The sequence below is a fragment of the Paraglaciecola sp. 25GB23A genome (assembly GCF_040012495.1).
Classification (GTDB): Bacteria; Pseudomonadota; Gammaproteobacteria; order Enterobacterales; family Alteromonadaceae; genus Paraglaciecola.
In genome coordinates, this window is record NZ_JBDYKM010000006.1 from 76102 (window position 1) to 102741 (window position 26640).

Annotated in this window: 19 protein-coding genes; 9 read left to right on the forward strand and 10 right to left on the reverse strand. The window is 40.4% G+C overall.

The features are described 5' to 3' along the window. Positions 1-12: 12 nt before the first annotated feature. A complete protein-coding gene (locus tag ABKW31_RS11715; protein WP_348616545.1) occupies positions 13-2844 on the reverse strand; it encodes a di-heme oxidoredictase family protein in 2832 nt (943 codons plus the stop codon). Between the two features lie 422 nt (positions 2845-3266). Here ABKW31_RS11715 and ABKW31_RS11720 point away from each other — a divergent pair, with 422 nt between their 5' ends. Beyond that, complete coding sequence (locus ABKW31_RS11720) at positions 3267-3941, forward strand: pseudouridine synthase (protein WP_348616546.1); 675 nt, start codon at positions 3267-3269, stop codon at positions 3939-3941. Between the two features lie 188 nt (positions 3942-4129). On the opposite strand, the gene ABKW31_RS11725 is transcribed toward ABKW31_RS11720, so the two are convergent. From ABKW31_RS11725 to ABKW31_RS11745, 5 genes are all read right to left on the reverse strand, one after another. Further along, on the reverse strand, positions 4130-4585 hold the full coding sequence (locus ABKW31_RS11725) for a DUF6491 family protein (RefSeq protein ID WP_348616547.1): 456 nt from the start codon (positions 4583-4585) through the stop codon (positions 4130-4132). 263 nt (positions 4586-4848) lie between these two features. After that, entirely contained in the window at positions 4849-5865 is a 1017-nt protein-coding gene (gene ylqF, locus ABKW31_RS11730; protein WP_348616548.1) for a ribosome biogenesis GTPase YlqF, read from the reverse strand. Positions 5866-5981: 116 nt separating this feature from the next. Then, on the reverse strand, positions 5982-6158 hold the full coding sequence (locus ABKW31_RS11735) for a hypothetical protein (protein WP_348616549.1): 177 nt from the start codon (positions 6156-6158) through the stop codon (positions 5982-5984). Positions 6159-6179: 21 nt separating this feature from the next. Then, positions 6180-8009, reverse strand: a complete 1830-nt coding sequence (locus ABKW31_RS11740) for a DUF885 domain-containing protein (protein WP_348616550.1) — start codon at positions 8007-8009, stop codon at positions 6180-6182. A 32-nt stretch (positions 8010-8041) separates the two neighbouring features. Next, positions 8042-9217 (reverse strand): FAD-dependent oxidoreductase, encoded by a 1176-nt coding sequence (locus tag ABKW31_RS11745; RefSeq protein ID WP_348616551.1) that lies wholly within the window; start codon positions 9215-9217, stop codon positions 8042-8044. Positions 9218-9452: 235 nt separating this feature from the next. Here ABKW31_RS11745 and ABKW31_RS11750 point away from each other — a divergent pair, with 235 nt between their 5' ends. Then, the gene (locus tag ABKW31_RS11750) at positions 9453-11105 is read left to right on the forward strand and encodes a response regulator (protein WP_348616553.1); all 1653 of its coding nucleotides are present in this window, start codon (positions 9453-9455) and stop codon (positions 11103-11105) included. Between the two features lie 874 nt (positions 11106-11979). Continuing rightward, positions 11980-12984 carry an ATP-dependent 6-phosphofructokinase gene (locus ABKW31_RS11755; RefSeq protein ID WP_348616554.1) on the forward strand — a complete coding sequence of 335 codons (1005 nt, stop codon included), beginning with the start codon at positions 11980-11982 and terminating at the stop codon, positions 12982-12984. On the opposite strand, the gene ABKW31_RS11760 is transcribed toward ABKW31_RS11755, so the two are convergent. The 4 genes from ABKW31_RS11760 to ABKW31_RS11775 form a co-directional block, all read right to left on the reverse strand. Continuing rightward, positions 12981-13799, reverse strand: a complete 819-nt coding sequence (locus tag ABKW31_RS11760; RefSeq protein ID WP_348616555.1) for a LytTR family DNA-binding domain-containing protein — start codon at positions 13797-13799, stop codon at positions 12981-12983. The two genes, ABKW31_RS11755 and ABKW31_RS11760, sit on opposite strands and share 4 nt — an antisense overlap. After that, on the reverse strand, positions 13789-14874 hold the full coding sequence (locus ABKW31_RS11765; RefSeq protein WP_348616556.1) for a histidine kinase: 1086 nt from the start codon (positions 14872-14874) through the stop codon (positions 13789-13791). Before ABKW31_RS11765 ends, ABKW31_RS11760 begins: the two co-directional genes overlap by 11 nt. A gap of 202 nt (positions 14875-15076) precedes the next feature. Continuing rightward, positions 15077-15538 (reverse strand): Mpo1-like protein, encoded by a 462-nt coding sequence (locus ABKW31_RS11770; protein WP_348616557.1) that lies wholly within the window; start codon positions 15536-15538, stop codon positions 15077-15079. A gap of 81 nt (positions 15539-15619) precedes the next feature. Beyond that, positions 15620-16411, reverse strand: coding sequence for a flagellar brake protein (locus ABKW31_RS11775; RefSeq protein WP_348616558.1), 792 nt, complete (start codon positions 16409-16411; stop codon positions 15620-15622). Between the two features lie 50 nt (positions 16412-16461). Between ABKW31_RS11775 and ABKW31_RS11780 the strand changes: the two genes are divergently transcribed. The 6 genes from ABKW31_RS11780 (at position 16462) to ABKW31_RS11805 (ending at position 26194) form a co-directional block, all read left to right on the forward strand. Continuing rightward, complete coding sequence (locus tag ABKW31_RS11780; RefSeq protein ID WP_348616559.1) at positions 16462-18261, forward strand: PDZ domain-containing protein; 1800 nt, start codon at positions 16462-16464, stop codon at positions 18259-18261. Positions 18262-18900: 639 nt separating this feature from the next. After that, a complete protein-coding gene (locus ABKW31_RS11785; protein WP_348616560.1) occupies positions 18901-21948 on the forward strand; it encodes a TonB-dependent receptor in 3048 nt (1015 codons plus the stop codon). A gap of 178 nt (positions 21949-22126) precedes the next feature. After that, on the forward strand, positions 22127-22900 hold the full coding sequence (locus tag ABKW31_RS11790; RefSeq protein ID WP_348616562.1) for a SapC family protein: 774 nt from the start codon (positions 22127-22129) through the stop codon (positions 22898-22900). Beyond that, on the forward strand, positions 22897-23931 hold the full coding sequence (locus ABKW31_RS11795; RefSeq protein WP_348616563.1) for a cupin-like domain-containing protein: 1035 nt from the start codon (positions 22897-22899) through the stop codon (positions 23929-23931). Before ABKW31_RS11790 ends, ABKW31_RS11795 begins: the two co-directional genes overlap by 4 nt. A gap of 49 nt (positions 23932-23980) precedes the next feature. Next, on the forward strand, positions 23981-25471 hold the full coding sequence (locus ABKW31_RS11800; RefSeq protein ID WP_348616642.1) for a tryptophan halogenase family protein: 1491 nt from the start codon (positions 23981-23983) through the stop codon (positions 25469-25471). Between the two features lie 24 nt (positions 25472-25495). Then, positions 25496-26194 carry a DUF6445 family protein gene (locus tag ABKW31_RS11805; RefSeq protein ID WP_348616564.1) on the forward strand — a complete coding sequence of 233 codons (699 nt, stop codon included), beginning with the start codon at positions 25496-25498 and terminating at the stop codon, positions 26192-26194. Positions 26195-26640: the final 446 nt, after the last annotated feature.

Genomic DNA, 26640 nt, shown 5'->3' on the forward strand with positions numbered 1-26640 from the left:
TAAAACCACAAATTATAAGCTATTTAAAAACGCTAACAGTTGCTCTTTTTGCGCTGCAGATAGGTCTTCAAAGGCTTCTTTACTGATCTGAGCTTCACCACCATGCCATAAGATTGCTTCTTCCACAGTTCTTGCCCGACCGTCATGCAGATAACCGACGCGATCAATGTCATCATTGCTTTGTGCTAATGAAATCTCGTCATTTGCTTTATCATCGCCTATCATTACATTTACGGTATGTCCTAGCCCCCATAGAGGTGCTGTGCGCCATTCGGCACCGCTTGCTGAGCCTTCAGCCAAATCATCGGCAAGTCCTGGACCTAGATCATGCAGTAACAAATCAGTAAAGGGTTGAATGACCTGATTTCGCAATTCAGCTAAAGGATGAAATTCACTTGTTGTCATGGTTTGGCGATGACAATTGCCGCAACCGATACTATTAAATACACCAATACCGCTTTCTTCGGCATAATCGCGACGGGCACCAACACCCAAAAGACTGTTGTATTTAACCAGTTCGTCAAAATATTGTTGATCTAGTTCACTGCCTTCATCACCACAGTCAGTTTGCTGCGCACCACAATCTGGCGCGGGCAACATTTCTGTCATAACACCAATATCAGTATTTAGCGCGGATGCGACTTGATGTTCGACACTGTAAGTCGCCGCTTTATATCCAAAGCGCCCAAGTCGAGCCTCGCCCGTCTTAACGTCATTCACCACTGATGCACGCCCAGAAATGCCATTACCGTCGGCATCATTTTCATCTTGCCATTCTAAAATAGTCGATTCAGGGATAGCTTCCAGTAAACCTAGTCCTACTAATTGGGGTGCTATCCGAGCTGAAAAGCGTGCTGGTCGTTGTTGGCTAAATATGTAATTGGGTTTGCGTAAGCCGTTTGATAATTCAGTCCACGCGCCTAAGGTCACTGATCCTTCAGATACACTATTACCGGCTTGGCTTGGCTGTAAAACATGACCACGCAAAGGATCAGCTTGCCCAAGTTCATTGCCAATTTTAAATACCCACTTATCTAACGAGCCGCCTACATCTGCGACTAAAGCTCGACCATTTCTGACGTGGCAAGCCGCACAAGAATGATTAATATAGTGCTCACCATTTTTTCCCCTTTGCTCTGTCCAAACAGGATTATCAGAGCGTTCATCATGGGTTCCGTCTTCAAAATTAGTATGATGAACACGGCGCCCTTGCACAAAACTTTGGGCGTTGCCGGGGCTTAAGTTGGTGGCCATTTGAATAAATCGTCCGGCTGGCTCTTCGCTGTAATTGTAGCCAAGAGTAGTGTTACCACCGAGTAAACCTGCCTGAGGAATGGGCGTACCATCATTTGATCCTCCTACATTTTCCACTCCCCGTTGCCATTCAAATGGCACAACACCGGGTTGTCCAATCACATAGACAAAAGACGTGCCGTAGTAATTGAGCCTTGCACCAGCAGGAGGGGCGAGCAGGAATTGGCTAACTTCAAATTCCATATTTTTGCCAACTTGCAGAGCTGGTTGAGATTGCCCACCATTTTGCCACTGATTGACAATATCCAGCTGATACATGAACTGATGGCCATCTTCGCTGGTCTTTTCAAAATTATTATCCCAGGTACCTTTACCTAGATATTTAACACCTGTTTCTAACTGACTGACTTTTTCTTCATCTTTTTGTGGATTGAAATGAAACTGCCCAGTCGTATTGCGGCCCCAAAACCAGACACGAAATTCTCTAGCACCTAATTCTGACTCAGTAATAAATGTAGCGCGGATGAGGCTTTCACCGGTTGGTACAAAATCTTCTAACTGAATACGCGCAGTACGATATTCCCAATAATGGGCTAGATAATGATCGTAATGATCTTGTACCGTAATATCTTTAGCGTGCCTATCTCTGCCCCTGTCACCCACACGCGTTACCACGACACCATCTTCACGCACAAAAGACGCTAAAGGTTCAAGCGCAGTACTAGCATCAAATAATGTATTGATGGCAGCCGTTCCTAAATAGTCAACAGAATGCCAATTTGCAATGCTATCGCCATTAAATTGTCCTGCTTGGCTGTCTCCCGCATAAAAATACAAAGGTCGTTGCTGATAACTAACTTGCTTTGTTCCATCTGCACGCACAATTATTCCAAGTTCATTAACCCCTGATGGCTGTGAATCAGTCACTAACAAGGGCGGCCAGTTTTGCGCACAACTAGCATTACAAGTGCTTTGTGAGGGCGCACTCAAATCATTGTCAAATACGTATAAGGTATATCCTGAAAAATCAGAATCAGTTCCACCGACCAGTTTTCCGTTATTAGCAGTCACTTCGATTTTGTCTTGCTCTTGCTGCACTGGGCAGCCATCAGCATCAACCAGCGCTTGAGCAGCTGTACCGGGGCATAAATCAAAATCGTCTACTACACCATCACTGTCGGAATCAACTGGTACTGGACATCCGACTGAGTCGACTGTTGTGCCAGCGGGAGTATTAGGACAGACATCTAGGTTATCAACCACACCATCACTGTCGTTGTCTTGTGGCAACGGACACCCCGCAGAATCAACTGGCGTCCCGACGGGGGTATTTGGGCAAGTATCTGCGTTATCTGTGACTCCATCATTATCACTATCTAGCGACACCGGACAGCCCGCAGAATCAACTGTGGTGCCCGTGGGTGTATTTGGGCAAGTATCGTTATTATCCAATACACCATCACTATCGGCATCTGCTGGCAATGTTGGTTGTACCGGGCTTGGAGAACTAGTCTCACCGCCGCCTCCGCCACAGGCAGTTAAGACAAAAATAATTGGAATAGTAAGTAGAATTTTTCGCATATTGTGCATGGAACAATTTCCTAATTAAGGTTGAGTATGCCCGGCGTAAAGCCCCTTTGACGGGTATATTTTGCCTAAAAACACATAAGCGATAATCCACATTAAATGTAAGCGCTTTCAATAAAATTAATTTAAGTTGCAAACAAAAGCAACATATATTTAACAAATCATAAAATGTAATCCCATATTTGAATCAATACTTTTGAATATTAAGCCTTACCTTGACATCTTACTCAATCGAGAGAAATATTAAATAATCAACAATAAAGACTGGAAGCGCTTACACAAATAACAATGTAGATGGCTATATAAATGTCGAAAACGACGGAGTTATTGGTTATTGAACGATGCTTTTAATCACTGCCTTAGCGATCAAAAAAGAAAATAAGTGTTATCATTAACCTCTTCGAAAATAAACACCTTGGTGCTATTTGAACCCTTTGATCATTGATAATTTTGTCGCGCCCGTTTGCCATGACAGCATCACGGTGCTCTTTCAGGATGAACATATTATGCTGATCAATAAACCCAGCGGATTATTGAGTCTGTCGGGTAAAAACCCGCAAAACAGAGACTCCGTACATCATCGTTTAATTAAAGAATATCCCAACATAAGCCTTGTTCATCGCCTAGACTTCGGTACCTCCGGCATTATGCTATTGGCAATGAACAAAGCGATAAATTCTGCCTTAAATAAACAGTTTCAAGCACGTACGGTGATTAAACACTACGAAAGTATGCTGGCTGGTGAGGTGTTAGAAGATAGCAGCACGATTGAATTACCCATCAGTAAAGACAAATCAAATTTCCCGCGACTAAAGGTATGCAATGAGCATGGCCAATCCGCGACAAGTCATTATAAAGTACTAGAACGATTCTCCTCCCCAAACCGAACGCGAGTTTTATTTACTCCCACTACGGGCAGAACTCACCAACTTCGAATTCATAGCCAGGCTATCGGACACCCCATATTAGGTTGCGACCTATATGGTACAGCTGAAACCCAAGCTTTAGCACCGAGATTATTACTGCACGCCGTTGGGCTTGAATTCGATCACCCTCAAAGCCAAAAAAGGATGATAATTTCTTGTCCTTGCCCCTTCTGATTCAAACAGCATTAATATGTGTCTCACATATTTTTCGGCTTGGCCGCAGATAAACCGCAAGTCACAACTTTAATTATTAACTGATGGTTGCAAGCAAGCTTCTGAAAAAACAATATCGAGTATCAGCCTAAAATAGGTAATTTATGAGTTTAACCAGGTACCCTTAAGTTCAATACGAACTAAACACCTTAGCGGACAAGCGGATAAGTATTATTGCCATTGCGACTATCTCTATTAAGGCGAGCTAACTCATCAAACTGAACTTGGCTAATAGGATAAATACCCGTAATGGTGCAGGGAAAATAGTCATCACCAATGCGACTAATTTTATCCAGTTTGACCTGAACAACATTATCTACCGCAGTATAAAGATTGACTTTTTTAGCAAATCTGAGGTCCTTACAACTTTCAGGCAAGGTCAAAAGAAAACTCTTTTTATTGACCCCCATTACCGTAATATGCTGGTTATCCAAAGCCATAAATCTAACAAGAGTAAACGGCGAAATTGTTTCTATGGCTTTCAAGTCCTGGTTGATCACGAAACGCGCAATTTCATTACTTGTATCATTCTTTACCTTGGTATCCAAAGCAATGCAACTACTGAGTATTAATGCAACACAGATAATTAATTTTTGCGTTTTCATTATTGAACCCTCTAATAATTTTAGGAATTTGTTCGTTAAATTTATTGAAAAAAAGACTAAACCTAAAATAATGATTGTGCAAATTTTTAACCAAATTGAATTAATCTATAATCGCTTTTGGTTAACTTAACTTTGGTCTAAATACCCACTCAACATTTTTATGGTGAAAATTGTTGAGTGTTCTTGTAGTTGCATAGTCTGAATGTGTAATAGGCCGTTAATGCGACCCTATCTAGGCGCAATGCAGCTTTCGCAATTTGTCGCTATCTTTTCTTTTTAGCATTATCTGCCTTCATTTTAGCAGACATTTCACGACGGTCTTGCTCACGTTTCTCTTTGCGATCTTTTTTGTCTGGAGTAAGTGAGCCGGTTTTAAATTTCTCTTTACGCTGCAATTTTTCATCAGCTTTTTTGGCAATAGCCTCGGCCATCAATATTTCTTCTGCTGCCACCATATCAGGTGACTCAAGGCTAATACGACCCAGCTTGGCTGAACGGAACTCGTTGATCAAGACTTCACATATTTTATGCAAATTAACCCTACCACCGGCCATTAAAGCCCCTCGGCGTGCGGCAGCAAGTTCTAAAAATTCAATTTCAGTATTGGGTATCTCGCTTAATTGAAAACGCTCTTTCAGATAATCAGGATAGGCCTTAATCAGATAATCAGCGGTAAAAAAGCCCACATCATCATATTCCATGGCCGTGTCTTTAATTGAGCCACAGGCTGCTAATCGGTAGCCGCTGTTCGGATTTTCTAACTTCGGCCATAAAATTCCAGGGGTATCAAACAAGGTAATACCATTACCCAAACTAATACGTTGTTGGTTTTTGGTTACTGCGGCTTCATTACCGGTTTTGGCTATTACTCGGTCTGCTAGAATATTGATTAGAGTTGATTTACCTACATTAGGTATGCCCACTATCATGGTATGAATGGACTTAATACTGGCGTCCTTTTCCGGCAACATTTGTCGAACTAATGTCAACAGTTGTTTAATATTGGCCGGATCTTGCGTACTGGCAGCAAAGGTCTTTACGCCCCTTTCCTGTTCAAAATATGCTTGCCATTTTGCGGTCATGTCAGGATCAGCAAGGTCAGTTTTGGTCATTACCTTGATACAAGGTTTATCACCACGCATTTCTGCTATAGCCGGATTTTCACTGGAGTAAGGAATACGTGCATCAAGTACTTCAATTAAGAGATCAACTTGAGGTAATGCTTCTTTTATTTCTTTTTGGGCCTTATGCATATGCCCGGGATACCAATGAACTGCCATTAAAACCGCCTAACCTTATAAAATTGGGCGTATTGTACTGCATTAATTGATAGAAGGTTAAGGCACGAACTGAATTAGTTCTGTTCGTGCCTTTTTTCAAAAGATTTAATGTCTGTTTAGCTCAGCATATGCCTAACTAATTGTATTAAGGCAAGTACGATAACGAGTGGTAATACCCATCGACCGATTTTATTCATTTGAGTATCAGACATTCTAAAACTAGAGCGCTCGAGTAATGGCACTACCACCAATAAGGCTACTAACAGTACTCCTAATATAATGACAACAGTCATCTATGCTCCCTAATTCGCTGCTTATTGTTGTGAAGCTATCCAGGCCATCACATCCTCTCTTACCAATGACATGGGGCGGGCACCGGGCAATAACACTAAATCATGAAAGGCTTTAATATCAAACTTAGCGCCTAAAGCCTGAGCCGCAAGTTCACGTAATTCGACAAACTGTAACATACCCAGTTTGTAGCCCAAAGCCTGACCTGGCCACGCCATATAACGCTCTACTTCGGCAACCACGTCGGTCATTGACGTACCAGTGGTCGTATGGAAATACTCAATAGCTTGTTCACGGGTCCACTTTTTACGATGTAAACCTGTGTCAACCACTAGGCGCACGGCACGATAAAGCTCAGCTTGTAGACGGCCTAAATCACCATAAGGATCGTTTTCGTACATGCCCATCTCTGTCGCAACCAGCTCTGAATACAAGGCCCAGCCTTCAACATAAGCGTTAAATGGCGCATTTTGTCTCAACAAACCGATATCTTGTTGCGCCATATTAAGGGCTATTTGAAAATGATGTCCCGGCACGGCTTCGTGGTAAGTTAAGGTTTTAAGTGAAAACTTAGGAACCGCACTCATGTCGCGTAGATTTATCCAATAAATACCATCACGCTTGCCATCTAATGAAGGGGGTGTATAGAAACCGCCAGCTTCACCTGCTTCTGAGGTTTTTGGAATACGTTTGACCAATACATTTTGGCTTGGAATAGTATTAAAATATAGGGGGGCTTTGTCCATCACGGCTTGCACTTGTATATTTAAGTCATCTAATAAGGCTTGACGACCTTCATCTGAATCTTCGTACAAAAACTCTGGCTGTTGTGCCAGTGCCACCATGCGTTCACCCACCGTTCCGTCGCTATATCCATTTGCGACTAAAATCGTATCCATTTCAGTACTAATTCGCGCAACTTCTTGAAGGCCTAGTTCATGAATCTGGTCTGCTGAAAGCGCAGAATCACCCAGATATCTAATAGCGTGCAAATAAAAATTTTCTCCGTCGGGTTGAGACCAAATCCCATCATCCGACTTCGCAGTGTCCGCACTAGCTAACACTGCCCCTCTGGCACGCTGATAAGCGGGATAAACCACATTTTTCACTAATTCAATCGCCTTAGTTACCATTTTTTCTTGGCTTGTTTGGTCAATTTCAGTGGCCTGCAGTTTTTTCACAAAGCTAGTCACTAAAGCATGATCCTTGGGCTCAGCAGCAAGGAATCCATCAAAAAAACCCAGAGTTTTAGGATGTAATTTTTTCGGCAGGACAATACCAAGACGTTGATCATCCTCATATTTATTAAGTACGTTAACCACAAAACCATCAAAATTAGATAAACGTGCAAGGTAGTCTCTAGCATCTTGCATTGTGTTAATGGCTTGCTGCTCTTGCATGAGTTTCGGCACGTCAATTAAGGGACCGGATATTTGGTTAATTATATAAGGTAAATGTCCGCCCCATGTATCAATATAGCCCCCACTAAAAGCGGCATCTCCAGCGTAATAGTTAAGAATTTCCGTCACTACTTTTTGCTGCAGCATATTGGTTTTAGTTAAAAGTTTAGAGTCAATTGAACTGAGTTGATTAACGCCAAACTTCATTTCATTTTGCAAATTTTGCATGCTAGCAATTGAATAATCAGGCAAACGATCGTTATAGGTTCCGCCCGCTTGGCTAGGATCAATGGCTAACATTGTAGACAAGGTAGGTTGTTGCTGGATAAATGTCACAGTAGTGTTGTCTACCATGGCTACTAATTGTTGATTGGCCAAGGTTTCATCTGATTTAGGTGAGCAGGCCATGCACAAAATCGATAGTACAAATGGAGCTGTATATTTTAGTTTCATTTTGTTCTCTTTATTAACTAATTGTTATTGAATTAAAAACCCATGGCATATTGCATCGCTTTGATTTTAAGTGGCCCAGCTCGGTTGGCCAATGCCAAACCAATATTTCTGAATAGTTTGATTGGAGCCACATTATTTCCAAAAGCCAGATAGAGTGAATCCATCACACTCATCATCAGCAAATTATCTCGTTTTCTACATTTTTCGTATGCCATTAACCAAGCAAAATTTTGCCGCTCTGGCTCGCAGCAATTTTTTATATTTTCAGTCTGTTTTGCAAATACCTCAACAAGGGCTTGAACGTCTTTAAAACCCAAATTAACGCCCTGCCCTGCCAAAGGATTAATGCTATGGGCAGCGTCACCAACTAATACCACGTTATTTTTAACATATTGATTAGCATGCATCCTAGTCAATGGAAAACTGGCAAAATCTATTATCTCAAAATCCATTAAGTCAGGCGGAAAGTGCGCAATAATCTGCTGCTTCAGTTGTACCTTGGATAGGCTTTTGAGGTAGTTAATTTCATTCGGATGGTTGTACCATACTAGCGCAGCATGCTGTCCGTAAAGCGGCAGAAAAGCTAAAGGCCCTTGCGCCGTAAATTGTTGCCAAGTTATATCCTGTTGCGGACCTGCAATTTTAATATTAACTCCCATGGCATGCTGAGTATATTGCCAACCTTGAACGCCAATATTAGCCGATAAACGTACCTGAGAATTAACGCCATCAGCGCCAACAATAATTTTAGCCTCAATTATTTGTTCATTCGCCAGTACGACTTTAACGCCGGGATGCAGTTGGATAGACTTGATATCTTGTTGCCAAAAACAGTGAATATTCGGCAGATTTGCGCATGTTTTGTGTAAAGCCAACTGAATTATGCGGTTCTCAACGATATGACCTAAGTGACTTACACCAATATCCCTACAGTTAAAATCAGTACGCGCCTTGGGATTTTCCCACACTGACAAACGACGATAGGGACACAGACGCATTTGCTCAATATCCGACCATACACCTAATTCTTGAAAATAACGCTCTGAATTATAACTAATAGCGGAAACACGCAAATCGGGAGCTTGCTCTGGTGAATAAGCCGCAGGTTTATAACGCTCGATCAGCGCAACCGACAAGCCAAGTTTGGCCAAACCAACAGCACAAGCCGAGCCGACCATTCCCCCACCGACAATGCAGACATCAAACAAAAGTTTTCACCACCTAATCAATTTCACTCTAGTCTAAACAGTCAAACGTCGGTAAACAATCACCATTTTAAGGGGATTTGTTATTGCCACTGTTTTTTCCCCTAAACTCAAGTTAAAACACTCCTCACTTGTAAATAAAATTAACGATGTGAGCCTGTTGCCTGTTGCTTTACTGACACGAATAATGAATTATCGGTGACACTAGACTGATGTCATATCGAAAATTAAAACTATAGTGAAAAAACTGAATTTTTCTCATCAAAAAATATTAATAGTGGATGATCAAAGACCCTTTTTAACGCTTTTAAAAGGAGTTTTGAGCAGTGCTGGGGCCCTAACTATTGTCACGGCACGTACCTCGGAGTCAGCCCTGAATAGCTGTCGTAAAGAAAAATTTGATTTTATAATTTGTGATCTGCATCTGGGTTCAAATAAAAAAAATGGCTTTGAATTACTCGAGGAACTGCGAGAAAAGTTACTGCTTAAACCTGAAACAGTATTTGTCATCATTAGTGCCGATGCACAGCGTCCTATGGTCTTGGGTAGCATTGAAAAACAGCCCGATGAATATGTAGTTAAACCTTTTTCGCAAGCCCAGTTGGTAAAACGCTTAGAAAAGGCCTACCTGCGGCGCCAGGCCATGGCACCTATTTACAAAAATGCCTATACCAAAAACTTGCCTGCTGCCATAAATATGTGCAAACAAGTCATGACAACAGAAAGCCGTTATAAAGAAGCTACTGGCCGCTTATTAGCCGAACTATATTGGCAAAATGGTCAATACGCAGAGGCGCAAACCTGGTTAAAAAGTTACCCTAAAAGCCATCACCAAACTTGGTTAAATGTGTCAAAGGCGCATACTGAACTGCTGCTGAAAAATTATAAACTCGCCATCGATATTGCAAAAAAATCGATACAAAAAAATAACTTGTTAGTCGAAGCGCACGATATTGTGGCACAAAGTTGGTACCACTTGGGTAACCTAGCCGAAGCTGAAGCGGCTATCAGCCATGCACTGCGCTTGTCCCCTTTTTCGGTTTCTCGCCATTTAAAGGCAAGCGCCATTGCTAGAAAAAGTGGCAATCTTGAAAAAATAATTGGCCACAGCCAATCTATTTGGGAATGCTCTAAAAAATCTGTACATCGTGATCTGGCTTTTCTATGTGGCCATGTTAGAAGCTATTTAGATGTCGCTGACCACCTCGACGATCAGAAAGCCAAGGGACGGTTTCAACAAGAGGCCTTGTACACCTTAAAACGCTACCGTCATAACGAAGCAATATCGAGAAGCGATGACGACTTTGATTTTGATATTTTCGAAAATATCATAACAGCGAGGATTGAAAGTCAAAACGGTAAATTGTTTAACTCAAAGCAAATTCTGACCCAAGCACAGAATAATATTATTGAAAAATTTGAAAGTTACCCTATTCCCTTAATGCCAGATTCCATTGTAAGTTTACTTGATTTAGGCGAGTTTGAGGAAGCGCAAGAATTAATTCAACAACTTAAAGGTCATTCAAAACCTTCTGACGATAATACCCAAGCGTCGATGGCCAGTGCACAAAGGCGCAATGAAGGTAAAAAGGCCCACTACAATAAATATAACCAGATGGGTATATCTTTGTATTCAGAAGGAAAATTTGAAGGCGCTTATAGCGCCTTTACCGAGGCACAGACTGCCGTGCCGTTTAATATAGGAATTACCCTGAACCTTTTGCAATGTAGTTTACGTTTATTGCAAAAAACCAGTAAGCCTGAGCCTACCTTGTTTCGTTCTGCTAAAAAAATATTTGAGCAGCTAAAAAATACCAATCTACTTGAAAAACATAAACAAAAATTTGATTTATTGACGGTTGAGCTCAGCTCATTTTTAGAGCTGAATTAAGCCCCTTGTTAAATTTTTAGTTTATTGGCTCTACCCATAGATGTTAGCGCTGAGCCCATTATAACTACCCCACCACCGATATAAGCCCACATATCAAGGTCACTCGCCCTAATCTGCTCAGGAAACAAGTGTACGGCGATAAACAGACTAATAAAGGTGAATAAGGGAGATAAAGAAATGACTGCACTTACTTTTGACGCTTACCAAACAAACATCGCCTCAGTAAAGCCCCATACGCAACAATGGTATTTAAACAACAAAAAACTAGGGTAAAAAGCCGCAAGTTACTCATATCAAGCAACTGCGTTAAATTGGCAAATGGCAATAACATGACAGCCGCTAGAACTTAAATCATTAGGGTTAATTATTTGGCAGTTAAGAGCCGCAATAGAGGTTCTTGCATGAGGGTATAAGCAGCCCAACACGTAGCGGCAAAAATCACAATTATCACCCCTAGAGTAAACTGATCTAAGGATAAAAACAGGTCTTTAAGGCGGTCATTGAAAAACAACATAAGTCCGAAAAAAATCAGCAGCGCATCTGTAATTTCAATTTTTTTCAGACGTTCACCAAATAATAGAACTCCGCCTAACATCAATAAAAATGGGCAATATACCCCATAAAACTAATGTCGTCAGAGACAAACCAAAGCGATACCAATGCCTAATGGGTCCCATTTACTGCCTGCATCTAGCAACTAAATAGAAACAAGTTCACTCAGTCACGTTGAATAAACTAGGGTGACGTGGTGTGTGACACTTAATACCTTACAAAACTGAGGGTAAATGTTTAATTTATCTACAAATAATCTTGTTTACTCGCTGCAAGCATTCTACTCTTCTGTAGACAAAAGCGACGTAGGTAAAAATATTTTATGCAAAAAATTGCTGTTTTGACCTCTGGTGGAGATGCGCCAGGCATGAATGCTTGCATCAGAGCGATAGTCTTGACTGCTGAACATTTCGGCATCCAAGTTATTGGTTACAAACACGGATATAATGGTTTATTAGAGCAAGAATACCAAGTATTAAAAGCCAGTAACGTCTCTAATATTATTCAACGTGGTGGCACCATACTGCGCAGTGCCCGTTGCTTAAATTTCAAATCTGATGTTTCGGCCAAACTCGCAGCAAAAAACTTAAATGCCTTAGGTATTGAAGCATTATTAGTCATTGGCGGTGATGGTTCCTTTCATGGAGTTTGCCATTTAGGCGCCCATTGGCAAGGTCAAGTGATCGGTCTACCAGGAACGATTGACAATGATATCTTCGGCACTGATGCGACCATTGGTTATTTTACCGCCATCGAAACCGCGTTAGAGTCGATTGATAAAGTACGAGATACTGCTGATGCTTTTGAACGCATCTTTTTAGTCGAAGTCATGGGTAGGCATGCGGGTTTTATTGGCCTAAGCGCAGCTTTGGCCTCGGCTTCGGACCACGTTCTTGTACCGGAGCTATGTGGTGACCTTAATGTAGAATTAGATAATATTGTGCTACGTTTAAATGCCTCAATGCAAAAAAGAGGCAACAGTAGTTTTATTATCATTGTGGCTGAAAATTTATGGCCCGGTGGCGTCACCAATCTTGCGCAGGTATTACATGAGAAGACCAATCTAGAATGCAGACCGGTTATTTTAGGCCATGTACAAAGGGGAGGATCACCGGTCAGTCAGGATCGCATACTAGCGACTAAACTCGGCGCTTATGCAGTAGAACAAGCCATGGCCGGAGAAAGTCAAATTATGGTAGGAGAACAAAATAACAAGGTGGTGGCTTACCCTATCGAATTAACGTGGCAACAGCGAAAACCTCTTGATCCTTATTTAGTTAAAATTCAACAGGACTTTTTTGATATTAGTAAAATTACTCAAGCTTAGATTTTAATCATGTCTTTTACTTTGTCACGATGACTGCGACTGACTTTGAGTTCGCTACCATTATTCAAAATCAGGTGGTATTCACCACTGATGTGACTGATCAGTTTTTGTACATAATTAATATTAACGATGGCCGAACGGTGAACCCGAACAAACTTTCGAGGATCGAGTTGTTGGTCTAACTCTTTCATTGTTTTACGCATAATATGAGTTTGGTCGGTGGTGTGCACACACATATAATCCCCAGCGGCATCAATCCATTGAATTTCACTGATGTTAACGCGCGTTATTTCAGAACCATCTTTAATTGCTAAAATGTCAGGGAAACTGTGATTGCCAATATTTTCACCGCTGGCCAATTTACGCAGTATATCTTCGCAATCTTCGCCGGTGAAATCTGCCACCAAACGCACTAACTTTTGGCTCTGCCCCTCTTCATTTTTCAAACCAATATAGTGTTCTACTTTCGCAATGGCCGAAGCAAGGCGTTGGTTATCAAGAGGCTTAAGAATATAGTCTAGCGCATGAATATCGAAGGCTTTAATGGCATATGAATCAAAGGCAGTAACAAATACAATAATTGGAATGGTTTGATTTAATTCCTGAAGTTTATGGATCACTTGAAAGCCATTTAGGCCGGGCATTTGAATATCTAAAAATACTAAGTCTGGGCGTAATTGTGGAATTAGTGTGACGGCTTCTAGCCCATTTTTACACTCGCCCACAAGCTTAATATTGTCAAATTCAGCCAAACGTAAACTCAGGCCCTTGCGCGCTAATGGCTCATCATCGACAATAAGGGTGCTAATTTTCAAAAGAATGCTCACTTAATTCATGGGGTATGCGAATAGTCACTTTTATACCACTTGGATTATTTTGAGCAATCACAAAAGAAAAGTTATCGCTATACAATGATTGTAATCTTTCACGAATATTTGTCAGTCCAACGCCATTGGTTCTAAATAATTCGCCTTCACTCATATCACAGATTGGCCCGTTGTCGCTCACTTCTAAAATCAGATCGTCGCCAAAGGTGCTGGCCGATATCCCGATCTGTCCTCCTTCATTCAGTTTGGAAATAGCGTATTTAATGGAGTTTTCAATCAGAGGTTGTAAAATCAAACTCGGCACTAAGGCAGTACTTGCCTTGGTTTGTATATCCCAATTTACCTGTAAACGATCCTCAAATCGCACTTTTTCTATTTCCAAATAAAGCTCTAACACTTGAATTTCTTGTTTTAGAGGCACACGTTTGATGGGATCTTTGTCCAATGAATAACGCAAAAAATCGCTTAAGCGCGACACCATCGCACCTGCTGTTTTATTCTCTTTCATTAAAATTAAAGTAGAAATCGCATTGAGAGTATTAAATAGAAAATGAGGATTAAGTTGATAACGCAGCATCTTTATATGGGCTTGATGTGCCATAGAGGACGCTTTCAAGACGTTTTGTTTTTCTTTAAGCAACATTTGGTAATTTTTAATACCAAAATAGGCACCTGTCCAACACCCTATTACAATCAAAGCATCAACTGTATTATAAAAATACATATACCATTCTTCAGGCTGATAACCTTTTTTGTAAATGGTCCAGTTATTAAAGTTTTTTACCACTGCCCATGCCAATGCAATAACATACATACTGGTAATAACAATGGCCACCATCTTTATCGGACTCAAGGTCATCGCCCAGCGATATAAGTAGCGCAATGGAATGGTTAACAACCAACCTGCGTAGGCATTAAGGATGATAATAAATAGCCATATACTGCGCATTTCTGCCAGAAAAGAACCAATGTAGTAGACAATGGCGAATCCACACCAACCTGCCGTTTGTAATGTCCAGAATAAACGTTCTCGACTATCGACCCATTTTTCCCACTGATACACAGTAAACCTTGATACGTAAACTAATTGTTTAAATTATACAAAAATACTCACCAGCATTCTTTGTCTTGGTCTGACGTAAGATGGCTTTGGTCGCAGAATTGACTTATGTAAGCTGAATTTGAGCCACAGAAAAGTGTTTAACGCGAGTCAAATTACATTTAAATTTACTCAATAAATTTAAGCAATAAACTCACTTAAATAGTTAATAGTTAATATTTAAGCGTTTTAGCCAATGCCCCCACCACCATGCAGGACCGATCAATAAGAACTTTATATCTTTGAAAAAGCTTGGCTTTTTACCTTCAACATGATGACCGACAAATTGTAGAATCCACATAACAACAAAGATCCCTAAACAAACTTGCCAAACTGGGGTAGACAAGGTTTCAAGCAATTTGATACCAAAAAAGGACAATATTGATAGCAGAGTCATTGCTGCACCAATGGGGCCAGACAATCTAAAATAATAATACAAAGCAGGAATAACAAAAACATGTGCCCAAGTAATATCAAAGTAGGCTAAAAAATTAGGGGTAGGTAATGACCAAAGTAAACCGAGTGTCACAAAATAAATAGCAGGAACCGCAATCGCGTGAATCACAATATTGGTTTTGTTTTTGTGGCTCTCGCCGTATTCGTTTAGCAGAAATTCGATTTGACGCATGTTAACCTCTTATTATTGTTATTAACGTCAATTTAACAATTTGACAACAATGCAGCAATAGCTTTGGTGCTTAATTTTAATTTAGTCGGTGCTCAGCATGACTTTTTGTAACAATTGCCCGACTTCTTCTTCCGATGATTCAAACTTAAGACCGTAGTAAAAAACAACTTCATCTGATTTTGCATTCATCACGGTCCCGCTTAATAAAAATTCATTGCCAAAAGCATCCTTAAACGACATCAGCACATTTTGTTTCAGCGCTGGTCTTTGCTTTATCGTACGTTCGACACTTATTCGACAGCCTTTCAATGAAATATCACGCACGATACAGCTGCAAATTTCTCGGCTCCCCTTTATTTCACATAGCGTCACTGCCATACGGGTTTGTGCCCTTGGTTCTGAACGGAGATCATGGCTTTGAATAGCCAAAGGAAAAGTAGTAAAAATTAAATGGCTAGGTTTACTTAAAATAAGCGTCACTTTCACTTTAAATGCGATAATTTCGCCAGTTTCATCCTCTAATATATAACGCACAACAAGGTTGTTATCGGTAAAAATAAAGTCACGTAAACTGCCCCATTTATTTTCGTCAGGAAAACGAATAATAACGCAGCGTGTGCCATCCATACCAACAAACTCGCTTCTAACCCGTTTAGTTGTACTAACAGACGTAATTTGCAAATCAATAGCAGTACCGGGACGCATCGAACGAATTTTACGCAAATCTTCATTGCTTAAACCGAGTTGTTCGTGCACATTCGCCATGTTTTTGAGTATTCCTACTGTATTTTCACCGTTACTATTAGCTGAATGGTAATTAAACTTTCGAAAAACAACAACATAAGAATCATCCCAATACTTGAAGTTAGACACGATTAACCTGATCATGGGGCCAATATTTGCGTATTTTAGGAAATTTTGTTTTGACTCACCATCCCCATTCTGTGCACTACGACTTAAACGTTTCTTCAATAGCCGGGCATTTAATTGATGTCGTATTGACGATTAATTCCCCATCTAAAATAGGTCAAACATTAAGTTTGCCAGCATGGATACCCGGCAGTTATATGATCAGGGATTTCGCTAAACATATTGTTAAACTGCAAGCACACACAGATAGCGGGCAAATAATCCCCGTAACAAAGAGCGATAAACAAACATGGCATCTGCCCGTCTGTGAATCTATTATTATTGTCACTTATCAAGTTTATGCCTACGACTTATCAGTTAGAGGTGCTTATATTAATGAACAATATGCTTTTTTTAATGGCTCAAATATATTTTTACAAGTAGAGAGTCAGTCTGATCTCCCCTGCTCTCTCAGTCTAAACCATTGTAATTATACAACCTTGACAGCCGACAATGTTGCCACCACTATGCCGGTGTTTGAGCTCGACACTGATAAAGCAAGTGCTCTTTACCAGGCAGATAATTATGCGGAGTTAATCGATCACCCTGTACTAATTGGGCAGTTTGACAAGCAGTTATTCGCCGCTGGTGAAATTGAATTTGAACTAGTGTTTGCCGGAGGACATCAAAGTGATATGCAACGAATCACGAAAGATTTAGCCCAAATCTGTCAACAGCATCTGAGCTTATTTGCGGCACCTGCCCCGATTCAACGATATTTATTTATCACCTTATTAACTGATGCCGCGTTTGGCGGCTTAGAGCACCGCGCATCAACGGCACTAATGTTTGCTCGTAATGACCTCGCCCATGCTAATGAGCCAGCTATACCAAGCGAACCCTATCGAACTTTTCTTAGTCTGTGTAGCCATGAGTTTTTTCATACTTGGCATGTCAAACGTATTAGGCCAATTGAACTCGTTCAAGGCAGTTTAGCCACTGAAACCTATACTGAACAATTATGGATTTATGAAGGCATAACCAGTTACTACGACGATTTATTGCTGCAGCGCAGTAAGGTCATCTCAATTGAAGACTATTTAGTGGTGATGGGACAAAATCTTACCAGATTAGAACGTAACAAGGGGCGACTGAAACAATCTGTTGCGGCGTCGAGTTATGATGCGTGGACTAAGTTTTATAAACAAGATGAAAGTGCCATCAATCATATTGTCAGTTATTACAATAAAGGCGCTGTCATTGCGATGTGTCTTGATTTGTTGATACGCCAACAATCACACCATCAATACTCTTTAGATAATGTTATGCGCTATTTGTGGGAAACTTACGGTCGCACCGATACCCCAACTCCCCCCACTGTCATTCATGACATTTTAATTAAGCAATTTGATATAGATTTAAGTGAATTTTTAGCTGCAGCCGTGCATGGTACTCAAGACTTACCTACCGCAGAACTACTCACTGAATTTGGTATTCGCCTTAACTACAGAACCCGCAAAGACAATAACGATAAAGGCGGCACAGCAGAGAAAAAAGGTATAAAACATGATTTTGGAGCGAGTTTTAAAGCCAAAGAAACCGGCATTGAAATAAGCCAAGTAGTTGAACAATCCAGTGCTTATGACGCGGGTATTTTAGTGGGTGATATTGTTATTGCCCTCGATAGTTGGCAGATAGGCGCGACCAACGTACTTACCATGCTTGACCGCTTAGATCTTAGTAGACCCTGCGTTGTTTCTCTTCTGCGTGATAAACGTTTTATACAAGTAATACTTGAGGTGCGTCCGGCCATACATGACACGATTTACCTGAGTATTGAAAATCCAGAAAAAATGCGAGCTTGGTTAAACTAGTTAATATTGCAGTTTTAATCGAAACCATGGCTTGGAGGTTACTCCAAGCCAAATCAAAGTGCTCATGCCTTGGTTAACCTAATCAACCTAAGCTATTGCTATAAATAACCATAGCTCAGAATAGCTATATTCTTATACACTGAACAAAATCAGATAGGTGTAAGACAATACCCGCATTTGAAATTAACAGGACTGATCAGGACTGTAATAATTTACCTTAATTATCTGACTCACCCACTTTGGATACATCACTTAAACACACAATATAAGCATTATTTATTGATATTTTTTAATAAAAATATGAAAACGTTTTTATTATGATTTTTATTTTTCATTTACATATTTCTTTCATTCATTGGTAAGAAGTCTACGTTGCAGTTACATTTAAACATCCACACGCCCAGAATTTACGGGTTTTACATAGCGTAAAAATGAAAGTTAAAAATATAAATATTATTCAAGCATCAACAAAAAACGTTAACGTATTGTTAATAAAATTCGCAAATTTAGGTTGACACTTCGTTAACATCACCTTACTTTATGAAAACGTTTACAGCATTTTATTCGTTGGATTTTAATGTGTTTTGTAAGCGATTGTATTTTGATTCATTAAACAGGAACACAAAAGGCCAGAACACTATGAAAACACATAATAGATTTAATAAAACACTACTCGCCAAAAGCATAGGTTTAATGCTCGGCGCGTCAGTGATGACACCATTAATGGCACAAGAAGCAACTTCAGAAGAAACTGAAGTTATTCAAGTACGCGGTATTCGCGGCAGTTTACAAGCATCAACATCAATCAAACGCGAATCAATGGGTGTGGTTGACGCCATTTCTGCCGAAGATATAGGTAAATTCCCCGATACTAACCTTGCTGAATCACTGCAGCGTATTACTGGTGTTTCAATCAGTCGCTCTAACGGTGAAGGTTCTCAAGTCACCGTGCGTGGTTTTGGCGCTGAAAGCAATATGGTGACCTTAAATGGCCGAACAATGCCATCCGCATCAACCTATAATGGTGATGGCGGCGGTTCAAGAGCATTTGATTTTTCCAACCTAGCGTCTGAGAGCGTAAGGGCAGTAGAAGTCTACAAAACCGGTAAAGCTGCAATTACAACGGGTGGTATTGGTGCCACTATCAACATCATCACTGCCAAACCATTGAACAGTGAAGGTTTTGTTGCCAGTGTTGGTGCAAAAGCAGCCATGGATACCACTAATCGTGCGGGTGACGATATTACGCCAGAAGTATCAGGCATATTCAGTTTCACTAATGATGATTCAACTTGGGGCGTGTCATTATCTGCCAGTCACCAAGAACGTGATTCAGGCTCTGTGGGAGCCACTGTTAATGATTGGGGTATATACACTTGGGATGATGTTGCAGCCCCGAGTAGAGCTTGGAATAACCCCGATGCCGTAGTAACTAATACACCGGATCAAGGCCAGTTGTATTCTCGCTTTTATGATTTGCGTTATGAATTTACCGATACTCAGCGTACACGGGATAATGCACAACTCACGATTCAATTCGCTCCAACTGACAATTTCACCGGTGAAGTAGACTACACCTATGCTGAAAACCACATTCAAGAACATTTAGGCCAAACCGGTAACTGGATGCAACAGGGTGACAAAATTCAAGCTGTTGAATTTGATAATTCAACTATTGCCACCATGATATATGCTCAAGAAGCTTATCCAAATGGCATTGATGAAGGTCATGAACAGCAAGACCGCGACCAGACAAATACCTTAACTTCACTGGGTGTAAACTTTAAATATCAAATAAATGATGAATTGTCAGTTAAATTTGATGCACATGATTCAGAAATGCACAGCCGCGGCACTGGCCCTTATGGTACTGGTTCTGTGCGCATGGGACTAGGCAATCCTACCGTTGTCTCTAGAGAATGGTGGTTTGGTGGTGAGTTCCCTACTTATTTGAACGCCTATGATGATACCAAAGGAGGTAACGCAGGTTATGAGTCTAATGGTAACGGCATGGTTGATAATGGTGATGTAAGTTCATCCATGTTCAATTTGCGTCAAGCCGATCAAAAATCGACCGTACAACAAGTCAAAATTGATGGTACCTATGAGTTTGACGATGGTAAGTTTGATTTCGGTATTGAAACACGTGATATGGAATCTCGGTCTATCAATTTCGCGGCAGAGAACATCGCGCTTGGTAACTGGAATTCTGGCTACCCTGGTGAGTTTGGCGATATAGTTCAACCCTTTGATATTCAGGGTGAATTTGATGATTGGTCGCCACGTGCAGGCGGCTATGGTTTTAATGCAAGTGCAGTAGAAATGTACGAAGCAGCACAAAATATTCCGCGTTACGCAAATATTTTACCGGTCTCGATGAATCAAACCGCTGACAATATAGTAAAAGAAGAAACCCAAGCTGCATATTTCCAACTTACCGTAGACGGTGAATTGGGTGGAATGGACTTTAATGTTCTTGCTGGCCTGCGTTATGAAACCACTGATGTTACCTCTAGTTCATTAGCCAGCGTTTATAAAACAGTATGGGAAGATAATAATGACGTTGCTATTCGCGTAGACGGTAGTAGACCATCTGAGCTTGCCAGCGCCAAAAACAGCTACGATAACTTATTACCCAGCATGGATTTTACCCTTAAGATTTCAGACGAGCTGGTCAGCCGTTTCTCGTTTAGTAAAACGATTGCCAGAGCAGGCTTAGGTAGTTTAGGCGTATCTGCTTCTGGTTTTGGTTCGGGCGGTGGCTCAACCTTATTGGGTGCTAAACCTACTGCTTCAGCCTCAAACCCTGGTTTGCTGCCCTTAGAATCGACCAACTTTGACTTGTCATTAGAGTGGTACTACAACCCATACAGTTACGTTTCAGCAGGTATATTTGAAAAAGACGTAATCAATTTTATCGGTTCTCAGCAAGTTGATCGCCAGTTACTCGGCATACGTGACTCTACTGGTGGACCTCGCGCTCAAGCAGCGGCAGCTGGACTAGCGGATCGTGGTTTGTCGTTAAACGACGATAATCTATATGGTATGTTGGTTTACTTTGAACACGCGCAAAATGACCCTGATTATATTGCACAATTTGGCAATGATTACACGGGTACTGACGACCAAAACTTCTACTTAGCCAACCGTACAGGCTGGGATATAGAATCTAATTCAACCGACCCTTTAACTACCTTTAGAACCTCTACACCCAATAACGGTAGAGAAGCGAAGATTTACGGTGCAGAATTTGCTGTACAGCACTTCTTTGGTGAAACTGGTTTTGGTGTGCAAGCCAACTACACTTTCGTCCGCGGAGATGTAGGTTTTGATAACCAAGGTAGTACTAGCGTGTCACAATTTGCTTTGGTAGGGCTAAGCGATACTGCTAACCTAGTTGGTATGTATGAAAAAGATGGTATTCAAGCACGTATTTCTTATAACTGGCGCGGTGAATATTTAAATGAAACAAGCAGAGGTGGCTTTGCTAATCCTCGTTATATCGAAGCTTATTCACAAATTGACTTGAACGTAAGTTACGATGTGACTGAAGATCTAAGTGTGTCATTTGAAGGTCTGAACATAACGGGTGAAAACAGTCGTTCACACGGTCGTAACTACGCGATGATGTGGGACATGTATGACTTAGGTGCGCGTTACCAAGTTGGTGCACGTTACAAATTCTAGTATGGTTGTTATCTAACTAATACAAAAAGATGTAAATTAAAAGCCGCTGGATCCAGCGGCTTTTGTTTGCAATACATTCTAATCACTCGCCAATTATGGTTAAATAATTGCAGCTTATACAATAAGTTAATTTACATTATGACAATTATTACAGCAGCAATATTACGGTACTCAAACAATGACTAAACATGTTTTGCTCAATAATATAAATCATCAACATACCCGCGTTATCACTCAGTTTTCCGATAAATTTGGTGACAATATTGCTAGTGTTATGGTTTATCCGACTGAATTTATGGAATTACAAAAAGAGTACCCTATCCTATTTCGGCAAAATCCAGACACTGAGAAATTTCATGCTACAGCGCTGTTAGGCTTACAACAAAACGAAAATTTGTTCTTAGATCCCATTACTGATTCTGGATGGGCGGCGCGTTATATTCCCGCCAATATCGTCAGAGGACCCTTTTTAATTGGTTTTCAACGTCAGCAAGACAACCCAGATCAGCAATCAGCTGTGGTCCATATCGATCTAGACCATCCGAGAGTCAATGATCAGCAAGGTCAGCCACTTTTTTTAGAGCATGGAGGCAATAGTGCATATTTAGAATATATATCGAAGATACTAAATATTGTTCATCAGGGATCGGAAGTAAATGATGTGATGTTTGCTGCATTTAAACAATTTGATTTGATTGAACCGGTAAATATTGAGTTTGAATTAGATAATGGCCAGAAACACCGTTTAACCGGTAATTACACCATTAATGAAAGCAAACTAAAGGCATTAAGCGCTGATCAATTGCTGCAATTGAATAAAGCGGGATTTTTACCATTAGCCTTTGCTGTTATTTTTTCAATGACAAACATCAGAAAGTTGATCGAAATTAAAAACCGCAGAGAAAAAGCCTTTAAAGTGCAAACTAAGGACTCTCAACACAAAACACGATGATAGCCATAAAAACCCAAACAAAGGTTATAGAAAACTGCCCATTAGGTCAGATACCTGAAGAGATATTTGCTGCTAACGAGCCCGTTATTCTCAAAGGAATAGTGAATAATTGGAAGTTAGTCGAGCTCGGATTGCAATCTACGCAGTCGACTATTGACTATTTAAAACAACATTATAATGGCAAACCCTCATTCGGCTATTTTGGTGACGCGTCGTTAAAAGGCCATTTTTTTTATGATGAACAGGTTACCCGCTTAAATTATGAGAACAAACAAACTCGAATTGATGAGTTTTTGGATCTTATTTTAGCCACCCTGAATGATTCACTGCCTCCATCGCTGTATATAGCCTCAAACCTCATTGATAGCCACTTCCCAGAACTTAGAGCGGAAAATGATATTCATATTCCTCGACCACACAGTGATATTCCAGTTGAGGCTGTTCGTGCCGGTATTTGGATAGGTAATCGCACCACGGCGTGTTGCCACTATGATGTCTCAGATAATTTAGCGTGCTGTGTGGTGGGTAAAAGACGATTTACTTTATTTCCACCCGATCAAATCGCGAACTTATATCCGGGACCTTTAGATATTACACCGGGCGGGCAAGCTTTGAGCATGGTGGATTTTGCTAACCCTGATTTAAATACCTATCCTAATTTCCCTGAGGCTTTGGCGAGCGGACAAATTGCCGAACTAGAAGCAGGTGATGCCTTGTACTTACCAAGTATGTGGTGGCATCAGGTTGAAGGATTGAATCCCTTCAACATATTAATTAATTATTGGTGGAGTGAAGCGCCATTATATTCTGGTGCGTCAATGAATGTTCTGTATCACGCTATGTTAAGTTTACGTGAAAAACCTGCTCATGAAAAACAGGCTTGGAAACATATTTTTGATTACTACATTTTTGGTGATGGCGGGCAAGCAGCCCACCATCTTCCTGAACATGCGCAAGGTTTTTTGGGTGAACTGGATCATCAAAAAGCGAGAGCATTACGTGCAATGTTGTTGAATAAACTGAACCGCTAAGCTCGAGTAATATGTAGATATAAATAGCGAAGTTGAATAAGAGAGAAGCATTTTGCAAAGTACTAAAGTAAAAAAAGTCGTTATCGCCGGAGGAGGCACTGCTGGTTGGGTTGCCGCAGCAGCCTTAGCTAAACAACTAGGTAAACTAATTGACGTAACTTTAGTTGAATCTGACACTATTGGAACTGTTGGGGTCGGCGAAGCGACCATTCCTCCCATGCGCGTGTTCCATTCTATGTTAGGTGTCGATGAACAGGAGTTCATGCGAGCAACAAATGCAACCTTTAAACTTGGCATTTCGTTTGAAAACTGGGGGGAAAAAGATAAAAAATATTTTCACCCTTTTGGTACGACAGGACAAAGCAGCTTTTTGGCGGATTTCCAACACTTTTGGCTGCATGGAAAATCCAAAGGGATTGATGCTGAGTTTGGTGAATACAGTTTTGAAACCCAAGTGGCTAAACAGAACAAATTTGCCACCTCCAAAAATGCTGTCATTAATTACGCTTACCATCTTGATGCCACTCGTTATGCTCACTTTTTGCGGGAATTCAGTGAACAAAGAGGGGTAAAACGGGTAGAAGGATGCATTGAATTCATACACCAACATGAAAATGGCAACATAAAGTCCATTGAACTGGCTGATGGACAACTGATTGAAGGGGATTTGTTTATTGATTGTACCGGCTTTTCTGGGCTGTTAATTGAGAAGACCTTACATACGGGTTATGAAGATTGGTCTCATTGGCTACCTTGTGATAGTGCTGTCGCAGTGCAAACAGAATCTGTTGGAGAGCCCAAACCTTATACACGGTCAATTGCCCATCAAAGTGGCTGGCAATGGCAAATACCACTGCAACACCGAACCGGCAATGGTTTTGTCTTTTGTAGCAAATACATGTCGGATGATGAGGCTAAAAAACTGTTGCTTGAAAACGTCGAAGGTAAACCAATAACCCAACCTAGAGTATTAAAGTATCGCACAGGAAGACGAAAAAAAGTCTGGAATAAAAATTGTGTTGCCCTTGGTCTATCCAGTGGTTTTGTTGAACCTTTGGAATCAACAAGCATTTATTTGTTTATGAATGGCATTGTCAGGTTGATGAAATTATTTCCGTTTGACGGAATTAGCGCATCACATATTGATGAATACAATAAACAAACCTTAAATGAGATTGAGAATGTTCGTGACTTTATTATCTTGCACTACCATGTGACAAAACGTAACGACAGCGCTTTCTGGCGCTACTGCAGTCAAATGGACATTCCAGCATCGCTTGCTCATCGTATCGAACTGTTTAAAGACAATGCTGCTGCATTTCAGGCTGACAATGAATTGTTTAGATTAGAATCATGGACTCACGTCATGCTGGGTCAGGGCATTATGCCTAAAAGTTACCATAAAGTGTTTGCTACCATGTCAGACCAAGAGTTAAATGCTCATTTACAATCCATTCGTTCCAAAATACTAGAAGTAGCCGCTAAGGTACCTAATCACGACTTTTTCATTAGTCAATATTGCAAAGCGCAAATAAGTTGAAAACGGTTTAAGCCAGAGAGAAAAATGAACTTAACCACACATGATAATATTAAAATTCAACATTTTAACTATGGCGAAGATTGTTCACCCATAATAGTGGTTGACGATTTTGTTAACTCACCTAATTGGTTGATTGAACAAGCCTTACAACAGCCGTTTAACCAGCAACGCGCATTTTATCCAGGTAGTTGCGCAGATGCACCTTCTCAATATAAAACGCTTTTTCTCAATAGCTTGCGAGACTTAATGATTACTACATTTAACTTGCCATCAGCCTTATCCTTCTCTGCGTGTCAATATTCCGTGGTAACTACGCCACCAGAGCAACTAAAACTTTTACAACGAATTCCCCATTTTGATTCATTGAATAAACTTGGTTTAGCGGCAGTGCATTATTTATTTAAACAAGACTTGGGTGGCACGTCGTTTTATCGTCATCGCAAAACCGGGTTTGAATATATTGATGAATCGCGCAAAATAGAATATTTCAGATCACTAGAAGCAGAAAATGATGGACCCCATATGCCCAAAATAGTCGATGGATATATTAACGGTGATACGGCTCTCTATGAACGAATAGCAGAACAACAGGGCTTGTTTAATCGTCTAATCATCTATAGACGTAACTCACTTCACTCAGGCTCCATTAGAAATGAATTATTCAATGTTAATGGTCTAATTGGCGGCAGGCTGACAATCAATAGTTTTATTGATTGCCGTTAGTCATCAACCTACCTACTGAGGGTATCTGTGGTTAAAAATACATAAAAGATGGGCCCCAAGTAAAAAAATTATTATGAACGTCGAAAAAATGAAAACGTTTGCAAAAAAACATCTAAAAATAGAAAAAAAAGAAACTTAAGACAACCCAACAAACCCGCGTTTGCACTCATAATCTTTTTACATATAATTTCATTTTTTTAATATGCCTCAAACCTAAGCAACATTTCATCTTGCAAAAAAAAATATCAAATAACTATATATTTCATAAATATACAACAATATTTTATAAATATTATTAGTTCATATTAAATAATAACCGTCATGTACCCCGCAAATAATAATTACATATAATTAACAAATTAAACTGAACTACTATTGAAAACGTTTACATTATCATTTACTTTATCAAGCATACAATTTGTCAGTGTCGTTGTAAGGTCATTACC

Excerpts from the sequence above, each read along its gene's own strand:
- ABKW31_RS11715 (WP_348616545.1), bottom strand. The coding sequence starts at position 2,844 with ATGCACAATATGCGAAAAATTCTACTTACTATTCCAATTATTTTTGTC.
- ABKW31_RS11725 (WP_348616547.1), bottom strand. The coding sequence starts at position 4,585 with ATGAAAACGCAAAAATTAATTATCTGTGTTGCATTAATACTCAGTAGT.
- ylqF (WP_348616548.1), bottom strand. The coding sequence starts at position 5,865 with ATGGCAGTTCATTGGTATCCCGGGCATATGCATAAGGCCCAAAAAGAA.
- ABKW31_RS11735 (WP_348616549.1), bottom strand. The coding sequence starts at position 6,158 with ATGACTGTTGTCATTATATTAGGAGTACTGTTAGTAGCCTTATTGGTG.
- ABKW31_RS11740 (WP_348616550.1), bottom strand. The coding sequence starts at position 8,009 with ATGAAACTAAAATATACAGCTCCATTTGTACTATCGATTTTGTGCATG.
- ABKW31_RS11755 (WP_348616554.1), top strand. The coding sequence starts at position 11,980 with ATGCAAAAAATTGCTGTTTTGACCTCTGGTGGAGATGCGCCAGGCATG.
- ABKW31_RS11770 (WP_348616557.1), bottom strand. The coding sequence starts at position 15,538 with ATGCGTCAAATCGAATTTCTGCTAAACGAATACGGCGAGAGCCACAAA.
- ABKW31_RS11785 (WP_348616560.1), top strand. The coding sequence starts at position 18,901 with ATGAAAACACATAATAGATTTAATAAAACACTACTCGCCAAAAGCATA.
- ABKW31_RS11790 (WP_348616562.1), top strand. The coding sequence starts at position 22,127 with ATGACTAAACATGTTTTGCTCAATAATATAAATCATCAACATACCCGC.
- ABKW31_RS11795 (WP_348616563.1), top strand. The coding sequence starts at position 22,897 with ATGATAGCCATAAAAACCCAAACAAAGGTTATAGAAAACTGCCCATTA.
- ABKW31_RS11805 (WP_348616564.1), top strand. The coding sequence starts at position 25,496 with ATGAACTTAACCACACATGATAATATTAAAATTCAACATTTTAACTAT.